The following is a 13979-nucleotide window of genomic DNA, read 5'->3' as shown; positions in this document are numbered from 1 at the left end:
GCCCCTCCTCTCGGCGCCACAGCCCTCGACTCGGACAGGACCACAGCCCATGGCTCAGCAGATCGACACGCGCAGCATCGCGGTCGCCGAGGCCGGCGAGCGCGGCCGGAGACCCGGACCGCCGCCCTGGCGGCGGCGCCGGAGGACCGCCGTCAAGCAGCCGCTCGACCGGATGATCGACGTCGTCGCCGGTCTCCTGATCGCGCTCGTCGTGCTCGCGGTGCTCTACCCGCTCTGGTTCATCGTCGTCGCGTCGTTCTCCGACCCGACGGCGGTCTCGGCCGGCCGGCTCGGACTGATCCCGGAGGGCTTCCGGCTCTCGGGCTACGAGCGGCTGATCGAGGACGAGCGGATCTGGAACGGCTACCGCAACTCCCTGGTCTACGCGGGCGTCGGCACCGCGCTCAACCTGCTCGTCACGATCCCGGCGGCGTTCGCGCTCTCGCGGCCGGAGTTCCGCGCGCGGCGGGTGCTGCTCCTGGCGTTCGCCGTCACGCTGTTCTTCTCCGGCGGCCTGATCCCGAACTACCTGCTCTTCCGCGACCTCGGCCTGCTGAACTCGATGTGGGTCTTCATCCTCCCGGGCGCCCTCAGTGTGTTCAACCTCATCATCGCCCGGTCCTTCTTCGAGACCTCGATCCCCGAGGAGCTGCACGACGCGGCCCGCATCGACGGGGTGTCCTACTTCGGCTTCTTCCTGCGGATCGTGCTCCCGCTGTCCGCCGCGATCATCGCGGTGATCGGCCTCTACTACTTCGTCGGGCACTGGAACAACTACTTCACGGGGCTGGTCTTCGTGCGCGACGCCTCGCTCCTGCCGCTGCAGAACGTCCTGCAGAGCATCCTCCTGGCGAACCAGTCGATCGCCGGCCAGGGCGGCAGCGGCGGCCAGACCGCGCAGCAGCTGCAGGAGGTCGCCGACCAGATCAAGTACGGCGTCATCATCGTCTCGACGCTCCCGCTGCTCGTGCTCTACCCGTTCCTGCAGAGGTACTTCAACAAGGGAGTCCTCGTCGGGGCGGTGAAGGGCTGATGGCCGCGATCGCCGAGCGCTACGAGGCCGCCTGCCGGGTCGTGCTGCTCGTCCTCGTCGTCAGTGCCGCCGCGGTGCTGTACTCGCTGCGCGGACTCGTGGTGGCCGGCGTGTTCCCCTCCGTCGCCGCCGCGCACGCCACCTACCGCGCCTGGCTGATCGGGGACGACCGGTCGTGGTCCGTCCGGCACACCGTCTCGACGTTCGCGCGAGCCTGGCGCGAGGAGTTCCCGCACGCGAACACGCCGGGCTACGTCCTGCTCGCCGTCGGCGGGGTGCTCTGGATCGACCACCGCGTCCTCGGCGCGGTCGAGGTGGACGGCACCGGGGTCGCGGTGACCGGGATCCTCCTCGTCGTCTCCGCCCTCTTCACGCTGTTCTGCCTCGTCTTCTGGATCGTGCGGGCGCACTTCCAGGAGCGCACGCGCTGGGTGGTGCGGACGGCGGCGCAGCTGCTCGTCGCCCGTCCGCTCTGCACCCTCCTACTCGGCGCGGTGCTGCTCCTGCTGCTCCAGCTCGCGGCGAGCGTGCCCGCCCTCGGCGTCCTGGCCGCCGCCGCCGTGCTCCCGTTCGCCGCGAGCGCCGTGGTCTTCGCCTTCGGGCGACTGCCGGGGTTCAGCGCGCGGGAGCACCCCGCCGCAGGGGCGGTCGCCGAGTGATCGCCCTCATCACCGCAGCGACCTCCGTGATCGGCCGCGCTTTCGCACGGCGCCTCGCGGCCGACGGCTGCGACCTGATCCTGGTCGACCGGGACGGCGATCGGCTCGAGGCGCTCCTCGCCTCGCTCGGCCGCCCCACCGGGTCGGTCGGCGCCGGGGGAGTCGACAGCGGGCGAGCCGACGTGCGCATCGTCGCCGCCGACCTCCGGACCGACGCCGGGATCGAGACGGTGGTCGCCGTCTGCGAGGAGCGACCGCTCGACCTGCTCCTCCAGCACGCGGAGCTCGCGGACCGCCCGCCCCTCCTCGAGCTGCCCCCCGAGAGCGTGCGCGAAATACTCGCCCTGCGGACCCTCGCGCCGGCCCTGCTGACGCGGGCCGCGCTGCCCGGGATGGTCGACGCGGGCCGGGGCGCGATCGTGACGATCGCCGACGTGCTCGTCTTGTCCGCCCCGGCGACGACGGCGCCGACCCCGCCGCGGCACGCCCTGTCGATCGCGAGCCTGACCGGGGCGGTCGCCCTCTCCCAGGCGCTCGTGGTCGAGCTGGCCGCCACCGGTGTCACCGCGCACGCGGTCTGTCCGGGTGCCGTCTCGACCGGCCCCGTCTCGAAGGGCTCCGGCGGGACGCCGGCCGAGGACGTCGTCACGGCGACCCTCGCGGGCATCGCCCTCGGCGAGATCGTCATCGCCCCCGGGATCGAGGACGACGCCCTGCTCGAGGCGGTCTTCGCGGCGCAGTCGGCCGCCCTCCTCGGCCACCGGCCCGCGCTCGCCGACCGCTACCTGCGCCCCTGACGCCGGGGCGGACCGCCGCCCGAAGCGACCCGCGGGCGCGGCGGCCGGGGTCGCGGAGGACTACCCTCCGTGCCCGCCCGCGGGGGGTCGTGCCGGGTACAGCGCGACCGCGTCCGGGTCGATCGCGAAGTCGACCTCGTCGCCGAGCCCCGCGCCGAGGCCGGCGAGCTCGGCGGGGGAGAGGTCGGCGGAGATCCCGGCGGCCCGCACGCGGATCAGGTCGCCCCGCCGCTCCAGGTCGCGGATCGGCGCGCGCACGCGGTTGAATCCGGGGGCCTCCGGGGTTGCCGCGCCGACCGACACCGCCGAGGGCCGGAAGGCGGCGACGGCGGGACTGCCTGCCGCGAGGGCATCGCCGTCGGCGACCCGCAGCTCGACGCCCCGCAGCCCGACACCCCGCAGCCCGACACCCCGCAGCTCGACGCCCGCGTCGGTCCGGAGCCCGCTGCCGGTGGAGACGCCGGTGAGGAGGTTGAGTGCAGCGAGCTCGGCGGTGAACGGGTTCTGCGGGCGCTCCAGCACCTCGTGGGTCGGGCCGTCCTCGATCACCCGGCCGCCGCGCAGCACGACGACGCGTTCCGCGAGCGTGTAGGCGTCGAGCACGTCGTGGGTGATCAGGAGGGTCGTGCGACCGGGGAGGACGCGGCGCAGCATCCGTCGCAGCAACGGCGCGACCGAGACGTCGAGGGCTGCCATCGGCTCGTCGAGCAGCAGCAGCTCCGGGCTCGGCGCGAGCGCCCGGGCGAGGGCCACGCGCTGTGCCTGACCGCCGGAGAGGCGCGCCGGCCGGCGGTCGGCGAGGTCCGCGGCGTCGACGGCGTCGAGCCAGGTGCGGGCGGTCGCCGCCGCGTCCGCGCGGCTCGCGCCGGTGCTCCGCGGGCCGAAGGCGACGTTGTCGAGGACGCTGAGGTGCGGGAAGAGCAGCGGATCCTGGGCGAGCAGCGCGACGCTCCGGCGGTGCGGGGGCAGGTGCAGCCGGCGACCGGTGTCGAACAGGGTCGTGCCCGAGAGCGTCGCCCGGCCCTCGTCGGCGGTGAGGAGACCCGCGAGCAGGCCGACGAGCGTCGACTTGCCGGCCCCGTTCGGTCCGAGGACCGCGGTCGTGGTGCCCGGCTCGACCCTCAGCGCGACGTCGAAGCCGCGGGCGTCGAGCCGCGCGTCGACCTCGAGCGTCACCGCGCCGCCTCCGCCCGGGCCCCGCGCGGCCGCCGGTGGGCGAGCCCGATCACGAGCACCGCCACGACCACCAGGACGAGGGAGAGCGCCACCGCGGCGTCGGGGTCGGTCTCGCGCTGGAGGTAGATCTCGAGCGGGAGGGTGCGGGTCACGCCCTGCAGGCTGCCCGCGAAGGTGAGGGTCGCGCCGAACTCGCCGAGGGCGCGGGCGAAGGAGAGGATCGCGCCGGAGAGCAGCCCCGGCAGGATCAGCGGCAGGGTCACCCGCCGCAGGACGGTCGAGGGCCGTGCGCCGAGGGTCGCCGCGACGCTCTCGTAGCGGTCGCCGGCCGAGCGGAGCGCTCCCTCCAGGCTGAGCACGAGGAAGGGCAGCGCCACGAAGGTCTGGGCGAGGATCACCGCGGTGGTGGAGAAGGCGATCCGGAGGCCGAGCGCCTCGAGGGTGCCGCCGAGGATCCCGACCCGGCCGAACGTGGCGAGCAGGGCGATGCCGCCGACGACCGGCGGCAGCACGAGCGGCAGCAGGACCAGGGCGCGCACGAGCCCCTGCCCGGGGAAGCGGGTGCGGGCGAGCGTGAGCGCCATCGGCACGCCGATCACGATGCAGAGCAGGGTCGCGGCGCCCGCGGTGCGCAGGCTGAGCAGCAGCGCCGCGATCGACGAGTCGGAGGTGATCAGCGGCACGAAGCCGGCCCAGTCGACGCGGGAGAGGATGCCGGCCAGCGGCAGCAGGACGAACGCGCCGCCGAGCGCCGCGACGACGAGCACCCAGCGCGGGACTCCCGGTGCGGTCCTCACGCCTTCCCGTTCGGCGTCTCCAAGTGCGGCGTCTCCCGGTGCGGTGTCTCGACCACGACCATCGTCGCCTTCACGATCGCGATCGCCGGGGAGCCCGGCTCGAGGCCGAGCTCGCGCACCGCCTCCGCCGACATCAGCGAGACGACCCGGTGCGGGCCGCACTGCAGCTCCACCTGCGCCATCACCGTGTCCGAGACGACCTCGGTGACGATCCCGACGAAGCGGTTGCGCGCCGAGCGGCCGACCTCGCTCGGGTCGACCGGGAGGATCGCGTTCTGCCGGGCGAGGCGGGCGAGGTCGAGGCCCTCGACGACGCTGCGGCCGGAGGCGTCCTTCGTGCTCGCGAGGGTGCCGTTCTCGATCCAGCGGCGGACGGTGTCGTCGCTGACGCCGAGGTAGTCGGCGGCGTTGCGGATCCGGATCTGCGGCATGGGAGCCATCGTAGAGCCGATTCGGCGGAACCGGGAGGCCGGCGGGCGGCCGTCAGGGGGCGCCGAAGCCGGCGGCCGCGAGGACCGCGCGGCCCTCGTCGCCGGCGACGTAGGCGGTGAACGCCGCCGCCGGCTCGGGGTTCGCGGAGGCGGTCACCGGCGCGATCGGGTAGGTGTTGACGGCCTGCGTCGACTCGGGGAACTCGATCCCGGTGACCGCATCACCGGCGGCCGCGACGTCGGTCACGTAGACCAGTCCCGCGTCGGCCTCGCCCGAGGTGACCTTGCCGAGCACGTCGGTGACGGAGGACTCCTCGCTCACCGGCTGGAGGTCGACGCCCGCCGCGGTCTCGACGGTGACGGCGGCCGCGCCGCACGGCACCTGCGGGGCGCAGACGACGGTCTTCACGCCCTCCCGCGCGAGGTCGGCGAACGAGGCGATGCCCGCGGGATTGCTCGGCGGGACGGCGATCTCGAGCGTGTTGGTCGCGAAGTCGACGGGGTCGCCCTCGATCAGGTCGGCGTCGGTGAGCTTCGCCATGTTCTTCTCGTCGGCGGAGGCGAAGACGTCCGCCGGGGCGCCGTTGGTGATCTGCGTGACCAGGTCGGAGGACCCGGCGAAGTTCAGCTCGACGGTGGTGCCCGGGTTCTCGGCCTCGAACGCGGTCGCGATCTCGGTGAAGGTACCCGTGAGCGACGCGGCGGCGAACACGGTGATCGAGCCGGAGAGGGCGCTCGTCGCCTCGGGGGAGGCCGTGCCGGCGGAGGCGGCGCCGGCGGGGGTCGTGCCGGCGGAGCACCCGGCGAGGGCCGCGAGGAGGGCGGCCGAGGACAGCGCCGCGGCGAGGGCACGGGGGAGTGACATGGGGGAGCCTTCCGGGTCTGCGGCGGCGCGGGAGGAGCTCCGCGGGCGCGTCTGTGTTACCAGCTTAGGGATGCAAAATCGGATCGAGACGTCGGATAGACCGGAAAGTGCGGAAAGAAAGACTGCGGCCTCCGGCGCGTCGGGGTGGGCGGCCCCGTCGTCGGCTGCAGCGCGGGTCTCGATACGCCGCCTGCGGCGGCTACTCGACCAGCAGCCTCCTTGCTGATCGAGTAGTCCGCCGGCGACGGCAGCGCGGCGTCAGGCGCGCAGGCCGGCCAGCAGGTCCGCGTAGCGGTCCGCGGGGTCGAGAGCGAGTCCGGGCTTGACGGAGCGGGCGGTGTCGTCGGCGAGGACCTCGGTCGCGCCGCGCTCGAGACCGTCGAGGGCGGCGGTGACGATCGCCTCCGGGGTCGACTTCTCGGCGTCGGACCAGGAGGCCATGTCGGTGTCGACGAGGCCCATGTGCAGCCCGAGCACCTGGGTGCCCTGCGACGCCAGGGCGAGGCGGAGGCCGTCGGTGACGCTCCACGCCGCGGCCTTCGACATCGAGTACGACTCGGAGCCCGGGAACGCGACGAAGGACGACACCGACAGCACGTCGATCAGCGCGCCGCCGCCCGCGCGGGCGAGGCTCCCGGCGAAGGCGCGTGCGATCATCAGCGGGCCGAACGCGTTGGTCTCGACGGTGCGGCGGATCTCCGCCAGGTCGCCGGTGACGAAGTCGACGGTCGGCGCGATGCCGGCGTTGTTGACGACGATCGAGACGTCGCCGAGGGTCGCGGCGAGCTCCGCGATGCGGTCCGGGTCGGTCACGTCGAGCGCGATCGGCTCCACACCCGGAGCCGCCTCGATCGAGGACGCGTCGCGGGCCGCCGCGTAGACGGTGCGGGCGCCGCGGGCGCGCAGCTGCCGGACGAACTCGGCGCCGATGCCGCGGTTGGCGCCGGTGACGAGGGCGACGGAGTCCTGGATCTGCATGGGAGTGCCTTTCTGTAGCAATCGATATAGAACGGGTCGTCAGGACGCTAGCACGTTCCGTAGCGATTGCTATAGATTGGGGTCATGGCAGGACGACCGAGGAGCTTCGACCGCGACGACGCGCTCAGCACGGCCATGCACCGCTTCTGGCGCGACGGCTACGACGAGACGACGGTCGCCGTGCTCACCCGCGACATCGGCATCTCGGCGCCGAGCCTCTACGCCGCGTTCGGCGACAAGGACGAGCTGTTCCGCAGCGCCGCCGCCTGCTACTCCGCCACGGCCGACGCCGCACTCGACCGACTGCTCGACGCGCCGACGGCCTGGGACGCGCTCGCCGCGGTGGTGCGGAGCAGCGCGACGGGCTACTCCGATCCGGGCACCCCCTCCGGCTGCTTCGTGCTCAGCGAGCCGCGGCTGGCCGAGCGGCGCCGCGCGATGGAGCGTCGGATAGCCGAGCGGATCGAGCAGGGACTGGCGGACGGCGACGTGCCCTCGGGCACCGACCCCGCGCGCACGGCCGCCTTCGTCGTCTCGGTGCTGACCGGCATGTCGACGCAGGCGCGCGACGGCGGGAGCGCCGAGCGGGTCGCCGAGATCGGCGAGCTCGCCCTCGGCGCGCTGCCCCGCGGATGAGGCCCCGCGCATGAGGCACCTCGATGCGGCCGCCGATCTCGCCCGCCGCCACGTCGACCACCCCGAGCGGGCCGCCGCGCTCAGCCTGCGCCTGCACCGCGTCACCGGCACGACACCGCTGGTCTACACGCGGTTCCCGCCGACGCTGAGCCTCGTGCTCTCCGGCCGCAAGCGCTCGATCGTCGGCGACTCCGACGAGCAGTGGGGCGCGGGGCGCTTCCTGATCACGCCGGTCGATCTGCCGGTGATCGCGGCGGTCGTCGAGACCGGCGAGCGGGGCGACTTCGTCTCGGCGAACTGGCACCTCGACCCGGTGCTGGTCGCCGAGGTCGCGGCGCTCGCGGCGCACCGCAGGCCCGCACGGCCCGCGCAGGCGCTCCCGCAGCGCATCGGCGTCGTCACCGCGGAGCTCGCGGACGCGCTGCACCGGCTGTTCCGCCTCCTGGACGTGCCGGAGGAGATCCCGGTGCTCGGTCCGGCCGTCTCGCGCGAGCTGGTGCTGCGACTGCTGCAGAGCGATCAGGCACCGCGCCTGCTCGCGGCGTCGTCGGCGGTGCAGTCGGCGGTGGTGACCCGGGCGGTCGACGCGATGACCGCGTCGCTCGCTCACGGCTGGACGCTCGACGCCCTGGCGGCCGAGGCCGGCACGAGCGTGCCGACTCTCACCCGCCGGTTCCGCGAGCTGACCGGGATGTCGCCGCTCGGCTACCTGCGTCGGCTGCGGCTGGGCGAGGCGCGGCGGCTCCTGCTCGTGCGCGGCGAGTCGGCCGCCGGCGCCGCGGCGATCGTCGGCTACGCGAGCCCCTCCCACTTCGGCCGCGACTACCGCCGGGCCTACGAGACCACGCCCGCCGCCGATGCCGCGCGGCACCCGGGGCGGCTCGTGCAGATCGACTGACCGGACGTCGTGCAGGGTCAGCGCTGCAGGGTCACGGCCGCGCGCCGACGATGCCGCCGTCGACCAGGAGCGTCGTGCCGTGCACGTAGGAGGCCTCGTCGGTCGCCAGCCAGCGCACGGCCTGCGCGATCTCGTCCGGTCGGCCGGGGCGGCCGGCGGGCGTCGAGGCGGTCATCTTGTCGAGGATCGCCGAGGCGTGCTCGTTGCCCGGCGTGAGCGTCGCACCCGGAGCGACCGCGACGACGCGCACACCGCTCGCGCCGTACTCGGCGGCCCACGCTCGGGTCAGGTGGTCGAGTGCCGCCTTGGTCGCGGGATAGAGCGCGGTGCCGGCGGTGCCGACCCGGCCCATCCACGAGGTGATGTTGACGATCACGCCGGTGCCGCGCTCCGCCATGCCCGGGGCGACGGCGCCGACCAGCTGGTGCGGCACGCGGATGTTGGTGACGAGCAGGGCGTCGACGTCGGCGTCGCTCAGCTCGGCGGTGGGGCCGACGGGGAAGACGCCCGCGTTGTTGACGAGCACGTCGATCCGGCCGCCGAGCAGGCGCAGTGCCTCGGCGGCGACGGCGCGGGTCGCGTCGGGGGTGCCGCCGAGGTCGGCGACGAGCACGGAGGCGGTGCCGCCGGCGCCGGTGATCGCGGCGGCGACGGCCTCGGTCCGGGCGCGGTCGCGGCCGTGCACGAGCACGTGTGCTCCGGAGGAGGCGAGCCGGTGGGCGATGGCCTCGCCGAGGCCGCTCGACGAGCCGGTGACGAGGGCGGTGCGGCCGGCGAGGCGGTCGTCGGAGGGGAGAGCGGGGCGGTGTGCGAGGGCGGGGCGGTCGGTGTCGGTGGTGCGGTCGGTGTCGGTCATGACTCCAGCCTCGCCGGGGCGGCCTGCGGCGGGTGTCCCGATCGGATCGAGGTCTGGCCCGATCCGATCACGGCGTCAGGCGCGCCGACTGATCGGACGGTCTCTGCGGCCGCCGAGGCGGAGGATCACGAGACCCAGCAGCGCCGCCAGGACCGCGCCGATCGTGTTCATGAACCAGTCGTTCGTGTCGCAGGAGCGTCCGATCGACGGGACCGTCGCCTGGACCAGCTCGATCAGCGCCGACAGCCCCGAGACCGCCGCCGCGACCGCGAGCGGGCGGCCGAGCGCCACCCCGAGCAGCAGCGTGCCCGGCAGCAGGAGCGCCACGTTCGCGAGCGTGTCGATCCCGTCGAACGGGACGGAGAACTGCACCGTGCAGAACACGGGAGACACCCCGTCGGGCGGGAACATCGTCAGCCCGATCCCGCCGGCGAAGGCGAGGGCTGCGAGCACCAGCAGCGCCCGGCGCGCGCGACGGCGGTGGAGGAGGAGGGCGAGCACCGCGACGAGCGCGACCGCGATCCAGAAGGCCGGCGGAACGAGGGCGGCGTGCTCGACGAGGAACGTGCTGATCATGGTGGAGCCCATCCTCCCGGACGGCGCGCAGGACCGCCGCGAGCTCCTGCTGATCGAGGAGCCCGCTCGGCGGGCGTATCGGGATCCACCACGGTCAGAACGGCGGCGGCACGTCGACGAAGCGCGGTCGCGGCGGCGGGTCGGGTGGTCGCCCCGGGAGCGGCGGTGGCCGAGTGCTGATCCGCCGTCCGGTCGGGGTCGTCCAGGTGATGGACCCGTCCTCGTCGTCCCTGTCGTAGCTCCACTGGTCGCCGTGCCGGACGTGGTGGTGGGACGTGCACAGCGAGACGAGGTTCTCGAGCGAGGTCTCGCCGCCGTTGCGCCACTCGCGGGTGTGGTCCGCCTCGCTGGTCGATGCGCTGCGGGTGCAGCCGGGGAAGCGGCAGGTCTGGTCCCGGAGCTGGAGGTGCAGGCGCATCTGCGGGGGTGGGACGCGCCAGGTGCGGCCGACGGAGACGACGGCGCCGGTGTCCGGATCGGTGAGGACCCGCGTGAACGACGCGGCAGTGCGGATCAGCTCCCGGGCGATCTCCGCGGGGACGGGACCGTAGCCGTCGAGGTCCGCGGGAGCGTCGTCGAGGCCGACAGCGGTGGACGCGGCGAGCGTGAGGCGCACCTCGGCGCGGATGCCCGGGACGAACGTCGGGTCCGGCCGGTGCTTCGCGTCGGGCGTGGTGCCGGCGATGTCGCCGCCGCAGAGCAGATCGATCGCCGCGTCCGCGCTGAGCTGTTGCAGGGTGCGCGGATCGCCCTCGTCCCTAAGAGTCCGGGCGATGCGCCGCAGCCGGTCGTACGCGCCCGTCACCGTCGGGGCGGGAGCGTGCAGGCACAGCGTCGCCATGCCGTCGACGTCGGGGGTGACCCAGACGGCGCGGTCTTCCTTCGCGCGTGCGTGCCGCTCGGCGAGCGGCTGCTCGTGCAGCTCCTCTCGCCAGCGGGTCAGGGCGCGACGCAACTGCGCGGTGGTCATGGTCAACGCCGCGTCGGCCGCGCGCTCGTCGACTGCCGTGCGGGAGGCTTCGGGGAGACTGCTCGCGGTTCTGCAGATCGCCTCGCCGACCTCCCACAGGATCTTCGCGTCGCGTAGCAGCGCACGGGTGAAGGGGAGGTGCTCCATCAGCATCTGCGCGATCTCGAGGCGGCGGGACACCTCCCGCTCGGACAGGCTGTACGCCACCGCGAGCTCGGCTCGGATGGAGCGCTCGACCAGGTCGCGGGTCTCGCTGCGGGACGCGCCGCGGGCGAACGCCTCCGGGATGGTCAGCGCGAGCCGGTAGCCGCGGTGCAGGCGTTCCGCGGCCCGGAGGCGCGTCGGGGAGGTGGAGCGCTCGTCGGCGGCGGAGTCGTCGAAGCAGTCGCGCACCTCCGCTAGTGCTGCTGCATCCTCATCTTTTGACATACGAGTATCCAAGCAGGGGCCACCGACATGCGAACGGCGCCCCGGGCGGTTCGGGGACAACGCGGGCGATCGGGAGCTGGGGAGGAGGCTCGCTCCCGGGCGTCCGGACGAAGTGGGTCTCGATACGCCGCCGAGGCGGCTACTCGACCAGCAAGGAGGAGGCGGCTACTCGACCAGCAAGCACTCCGCCGGAGGCGGCTACTCGACCAGAAAGGAGGAGGGCTACTCGCCCGGCGGGGCGCTCTGCGGCGCCGGGACGCGCACGGCGCGCGCGATCGCCGCGATCGCGGCGTCGATGCTCTCCGCGCGGGCGGCGGCGTCCTCCTGTTCGGAGTCGTGCACGAAGGCCGTCGTGCCGCGCACCGCGCCGCAGTAGTCGACGATGCCGTGCTCGATCTGGGTGCGCAGGGACTGCTCGTAGCCGTGCCGCTCGTAGACCCCGGCACTGTCGCCGGCGATCGGCAGGAGGTGGACGGTCAGCCCGCCGAGCTTCCGGCGCATCCCGCCGGCCGGGTCGATCTCGAAGGCCCAGCCGTTGACGAAGACGCGGTCGACCCAGCCCTTCAGAAGTGCCGGCATCGACCACCAGTAGACGGGGAAGACCAGCACCAGGTGCTCGGCGGCGTCGAGCCGGCGCTGCTCGCGCGCGACGTCGGCCGGGTACTCGCCGGCGACGCGGTAGCTGTGCCGGTCGGCCGCACCGAAGCGCGGGTCGAAGCCGTCCGCGGCGAGATCGGCGAGCTCGGCCGGCTGCAGCTCCTGCACGAGCCGTCGGGCCAGCGCGAGGGTGAGCGAGTCCTGATCGGGATGGGCGGCGACGATGAGCGTGTTCATCCGTCCATCCAAGCGCAGCCGGCCGAGAGCACCGCCCGACCCGTCACCGCCGCGGCGTACGACGGCGCGGCGTTCGACGGCTCGGCGTGCGACGATCCGGCGTGCGACGATGCGGCATGCGACAGCACGACCGCGGAGGAGACCGATGACCGACCCGGACCCGCAGGAGGTCCTGCACCGCGACGGCAGCCTCCGCGCTCGCGGCGCCACGCTCGACGGCGAGCTGCACGGCTACTGGGAGTGGTTCCGCCTGGACGGCACCCGCCTGCGCAGCGGGTCGTTCGATCGCGGGCGCCAGGTCGGAGTCTGGACCACCTACGACCGCACCGGCGCCCCGCACAAGGAGACCCGCTTCGGCGACTGAGGCGACCGCGCCTCGGACCGCGCGCCTCAGGACCCGCCGCGCGCCAGGACACCGGTGACGAGCAGCTGCACGAGGGCGTCCGCGTCGTAGCGCGGGTCGCCCGCTCCGCCGATGCAGAGGTTGCCGATGCCGCGCAGCAGGCCGTACGCCTCGACGGGCGGAGCGGCCGGCCCGACCGCGGCCTCGAGGAGCGTCCCGCAGACGGGCACCAGCCGGTCGACGAAGAAGGCGTGCAGGGCCTCGGAGCCGGCGCCGTCGCCCTGCAGTGCATCGGGCAGCCCGTGCTTGGTGACCAGGAAGTCGACGAACAGCGCCAGCCACTCGCGCAATGCCGCCTCGGGGGAGTCGCGCTCGGCGAGGAGTCGCGGTCCGGCTTCGGCGCAGGCCTCGACCTGGTGCCGGTAGACGGCGCCCACGAGGTCGGCCCGGGTGGGGAAGTGCCGGTAGATCGTGCCCGTGCCCACGCCGGCGCGGGTCGCGATCTCGCGGACCGGGGCATCGACGCCGGACTCGACGAAGACCGCCGCGGCCGCGTCGAGCAGGGCCTGCGAGTCGCGCCGGGGGCGGCCGACGCGCGGGACCGCCGAGCCGGTGCCGCCATGATCCGTCACTGCTGGTCCTCCTCCGAACACTCCGCTTGCTTAACGGAACAGCGCTCCGTATCGTTGCGGAACGTCGCTCCGATAAGCAGTATCGCAGAGCGAGGACCGGAAGGCACCAGCATGACCAGCACCAGCGCGACCAGCACCGTCTTCACCACCCTCACCGATGCACTCCCCGATGCACTCCCCGTCGTCTCGGTCGCCCCCGTCGAGCTCGACGCTCCGGGCCGCCCCGTCCCGCTCACAGTGCGGATCTCCGCCCCGGTCACCGGCTCGGACCTGCCCGTCGTGCTCTTCTCGCACGGCAACGGCTGGAACCACGACGGCTACGCGCCGCTCACCGCGTTCTGGGCCTCGCGCGGCTTCGTCGTGATCCAGCCGACGCACCTCGACTCCCGGCGCCACGGCTTCGGCTTCGACCACCCCGTCTTCCCGTCGATCTGGGAGGAGCGGATCGCCGATCTCACCCGCGTGCTCGACCGGCTCGACGTCCTCGAGGCGGCCGTGCCCGGTCTCGCCGGCCGGGTCGATCGCAGCCGCGTCGCCGTCGCCGGGCACTCCTGGGGCGCGCAGACGGCACAGACGCTGCTCGGCGCCCGGATCGTCGGAGAGGACGGCTCGCTCAGCGCGGACCGCTCGGACAGCAGGGTGAGCGCCGGCGTCCTCCTCGCCGCGACGGGCGTCGCCGGCGACGACCTCGAGCCGTTCGCGCAGGCGGCGTTTCCCTTCCTCCGCCCCTCCTTCGCGCAGCTCGGCACGCCGACCCTGGTCGTCGCGGGCGACCACGATCGGTCGAGGCTGTCCCGGCGCGGGCCGGACTGGTTCACCGACGCCTACGCGCAGAGCCCGGGCGCGACCGACCTGCTCACCCTGCACGGCGGCGAGCACTCGCTCGGCGGCATCGTCGGCGAGGAGGTGGCCGAGACGACGGACGCCGATCCCGCACGCCTGGCCGCGATCCAGCAGCTGACCACGGCCTACCTCCGCACGGCGCTCGGCGTCGACGCGGACAGCTGGGCGACGGCGCGGACGGCTTTCCTCGAGAAGGGAACGATCGGCCGCATCGACAGCAGGTGAC

At 74.0% G+C, this 13979-nt stretch carries 17 protein-coding genes; 7 read left to right on the top strand and 10 right to left on the bottom strand.

Annotated features, from left to right (window positions below):
* The first annotated feature begins 49 nt into the window (after positions 1-49).
* From GSU72_RS10295 to GSU72_RS10285, 3 genes are read left to right on the top strand one after another with little or no spacing between them, the layout of a single operon-like run.
* Positions 50-1033, top strand: coding sequence for a carbohydrate ABC transporter permease (locus tag GSU72_RS10295; protein WP_159984929.1), 984 nt, complete (start codon positions 50-52; stop codon positions 1031-1033).
* Positions 1033-1692, top strand: a complete 660-nt coding sequence (locus tag GSU72_RS10290; protein ID WP_159984928.1) for a DUF624 domain-containing protein — start codon at positions 1033-1035, stop codon at positions 1690-1692. The genes GSU72_RS10295 and GSU72_RS10290 overlap by 1 nt, the downstream gene beginning before the upstream one ends.
* The gene (locus GSU72_RS10285; protein ID WP_159984927.1) at positions 1689-2489 is read left to right on the top strand and encodes an SDR family NAD(P)-dependent oxidoreductase; all 801 of its coding nucleotides are present in this window, start codon (positions 1689-1691) and stop codon (positions 2487-2489) included. The genes GSU72_RS10290 and GSU72_RS10285 overlap by 4 nt, the downstream gene beginning before the upstream one ends.
* A 60-nt stretch (positions 2490-2549) precedes the next feature.
* Here GSU72_RS10285 and GSU72_RS10280 read toward each other — a convergent pair whose 3' ends face one another.
* The 5 genes from GSU72_RS10280 to GSU72_RS10260 form a co-directional block, all read right to left on the bottom strand.
* Positions 2550-3665: an ABC transporter ATP-binding protein gene (locus GSU72_RS10280; RefSeq protein ID WP_159984926.1), complete on the bottom strand. Its 1116-nt coding sequence runs from the start codon at positions 3663-3665 to the stop codon at positions 2550-2552.
* Complete coding sequence (locus GSU72_RS10275) at positions 3662-4462, bottom strand: ABC transporter permease (RefSeq protein WP_159984925.1); 801 nt, start codon at positions 4460-4462, stop codon at positions 3662-3664. Before GSU72_RS10275 ends, GSU72_RS10280 begins: the two co-directional genes overlap by 4 nt.
* Positions 4459-4893: a TOBE domain-containing protein gene (locus GSU72_RS10270; RefSeq protein WP_159984924.1), complete on the bottom strand. Its 435-nt coding sequence runs from the start codon at positions 4891-4893 to the stop codon at positions 4459-4461. Before GSU72_RS10270 ends, GSU72_RS10275 begins: the two co-directional genes overlap by 4 nt.
* Positions 4894-4945: 52 nt before the next feature.
* A complete protein-coding gene (gene modA / locus GSU72_RS10265; RefSeq protein ID WP_159984923.1) occupies positions 4946-5758 on the bottom strand; it encodes a molybdate ABC transporter substrate-binding protein in 813 nt (270 codons plus the stop codon).
* A 258-nt stretch (positions 5759-6016) separates the two neighbouring features.
* Entirely contained in the window at positions 6017-6736 is a 720-nt protein-coding gene (locus GSU72_RS10260; RefSeq protein ID WP_159984922.1) for an SDR family oxidoreductase, read from the bottom strand.
* 84 nt (positions 6737-6820) lie between these two features.
* On the opposite strand from GSU72_RS10260, the gene GSU72_RS10255 reads away from it, so the two are divergent.
* Positions 6821-7372 carry a TetR/AcrR family transcriptional regulator gene (locus tag GSU72_RS10255; RefSeq protein ID WP_159984921.1) on the top strand — a complete coding sequence of 184 codons (552 nt, stop codon included), beginning with the start codon at positions 6821-6823 and terminating at the stop codon, positions 7370-7372.
* 10 nt (positions 7373-7382) lie between these two features.
* Entirely contained in the window at positions 7383-8270 is an 888-nt protein-coding gene (locus GSU72_RS10250; RefSeq protein WP_159984920.1) for an AraC family transcriptional regulator, read from the top strand.
* Positions 8271-8301: 31 nt separating this feature from the next.
* Here GSU72_RS10250 and GSU72_RS10245 read toward each other — a convergent pair whose 3' ends face one another.
* The 4 genes from GSU72_RS10245 to GSU72_RS10230 all read right to left on the bottom strand — a co-directional run bounded on the left by GSU72_RS10245 (position 8302) and on the right by GSU72_RS10230 (position 11935).
* The gene (locus tag GSU72_RS10245) at positions 8302-9126 is read right to left on the bottom strand and encodes an SDR family NAD(P)-dependent oxidoreductase (protein ID WP_159984919.1); all 825 of its coding nucleotides are present in this window, start codon (positions 9124-9126) and stop codon (positions 8302-8304) included.
* Between the two features lie 75 nt (positions 9127-9201).
* The gene (locus GSU72_RS10240; RefSeq protein WP_159984918.1) at positions 9202-9702 is read right to left on the bottom strand and encodes a VanZ family protein; all 501 of its coding nucleotides are present in this window, start codon (positions 9700-9702) and stop codon (positions 9202-9204) included.
* A 94-nt stretch (positions 9703-9796) separates the two neighbouring features.
* Positions 9797-11101, bottom strand: a complete 1305-nt coding sequence (locus GSU72_RS10235) for an HNH endonuclease signature motif containing protein (RefSeq protein ID WP_159984917.1) — start codon at positions 11099-11101, stop codon at positions 9797-9799.
* A gap of 222 nt (positions 11102-11323) precedes the next feature.
* The gene (locus GSU72_RS10230; RefSeq protein ID WP_159984916.1) at positions 11324-11935 is read right to left on the bottom strand and encodes an NAD(P)H-dependent oxidoreductase; all 612 of its coding nucleotides are present in this window, start codon (positions 11933-11935) and stop codon (positions 11324-11326) included.
* Between the two features lie 145 nt (positions 11936-12080).
* On the opposite strand from GSU72_RS10230, the gene GSU72_RS10225 reads away from it, so the two are divergent.
* Positions 12081-12299: a hypothetical protein gene (locus GSU72_RS10225; RefSeq protein ID WP_159984915.1), complete on the top strand. Its 219-nt coding sequence runs from the start codon at positions 12081-12083 to the stop codon at positions 12297-12299.
* Positions 12300-12325: 26 nt separating this feature from the next.
* Here GSU72_RS10225 and GSU72_RS10220 read toward each other — a convergent pair whose 3' ends face one another.
* Complete coding sequence (locus GSU72_RS10220; protein ID WP_159984914.1) at positions 12326-12910, bottom strand: TetR/AcrR family transcriptional regulator; 585 nt, start codon at positions 12908-12910, stop codon at positions 12326-12328.
* 111 nt (positions 12911-13021) lie between these two features.
* On the opposite strand from GSU72_RS10220, the gene GSU72_RS10215 reads away from it, so the two are divergent.
* Positions 13022-13978, top strand: coding sequence for a chlorophyllase (locus tag GSU72_RS10215; RefSeq protein WP_159984913.1), 957 nt, complete (start codon positions 13022-13024; stop codon positions 13976-13978).
* The last annotated feature ends 1 nt before the right edge of the window (position 13979 follow it).

The sequence above is a fragment of the Rathayibacter sp. VKM Ac-2760 genome (genome assembly GCF_009834185.1).
In the GTDB taxonomy this organism is placed as follows: domain Bacteria; phylum Actinomycetota; class Actinomycetes; order Actinomycetales; family Microbacteriaceae; genus Rathayibacter.
This window is presented reverse-complemented; position numbering and strand designations above follow the sequence as displayed.

Coding starts and splice junctions, on each gene's coding strand:
- GSU72_RS10295 (WP_159984929.1), top strand. CDS start 50: ATGGCTCAGCAGATCGACACGCGCAGCATCGCGGTCGCCGAGGCCGGC.
- GSU72_RS10290 (WP_159984928.1), top strand. CDS start 1,033: ATGGCCGCGATCGCCGAGCGCTACGAGGCCGCCTGCCGGGTCGTGCTG.
- GSU72_RS10270 (WP_159984924.1), bottom strand. CDS start 4,893: ATGCCGCAGATCCGGATCCGCAACGCCGCCGACTACCTCGGCGTCAGC.
- modA (WP_159984923.1), bottom strand. CDS start 5,758: ATGTCACTCCCCCGTGCCCTCGCCGCGGCGCTGTCCTCGGCCGCCCTC.
- GSU72_RS10260 (WP_159984922.1), bottom strand. CDS start 6,736: ATGCAGATCCAGGACTCCGTCGCCCTCGTCACCGGCGCCAACCGCGGC.
- GSU72_RS10255 (WP_159984921.1), top strand. CDS start 6,821: ATGGCAGGACGACCGAGGAGCTTCGACCGCGACGACGCGCTCAGCACG.
- GSU72_RS10250 (WP_159984920.1), top strand. CDS start 7,383: ATGAGGCACCTCGATGCGGCCGCCGATCTCGCCCGCCGCCACGTCGAC.
- GSU72_RS10245 (WP_159984919.1), bottom strand. CDS start 9,126: ATGACCGACACCGACCGCACCACCGACACCGACCGCCCCGCCCTCGCA.
- GSU72_RS10240 (WP_159984918.1), bottom strand. CDS start 9,702: ATGATCAGCACGTTCCTCGTCGAGCACGCCGCCCTCGTTCCGCCGGCC.
- GSU72_RS10235 (WP_159984917.1), bottom strand. CDS start 11,101: ATGTCAAAAGATGAGGATGCAGCAGCACTAGCGGAGGTGCGCGACTGC.
- GSU72_RS10230 (WP_159984916.1), bottom strand. CDS start 11,935: ATGAACACGCTCATCGTCGCCGCCCATCCCGATCAGGACTCGCTCACC.
- GSU72_RS10225 (WP_159984915.1), top strand. CDS start 12,081: ATGACCGACCCGGACCCGCAGGAGGTCCTGCACCGCGACGGCAGCCTC.
- GSU72_RS10215 (WP_159984913.1), top strand. CDS start 13,022: ATGACCAGCACCAGCGCGACCAGCACCGTCTTCACCACCCTCACCGAT.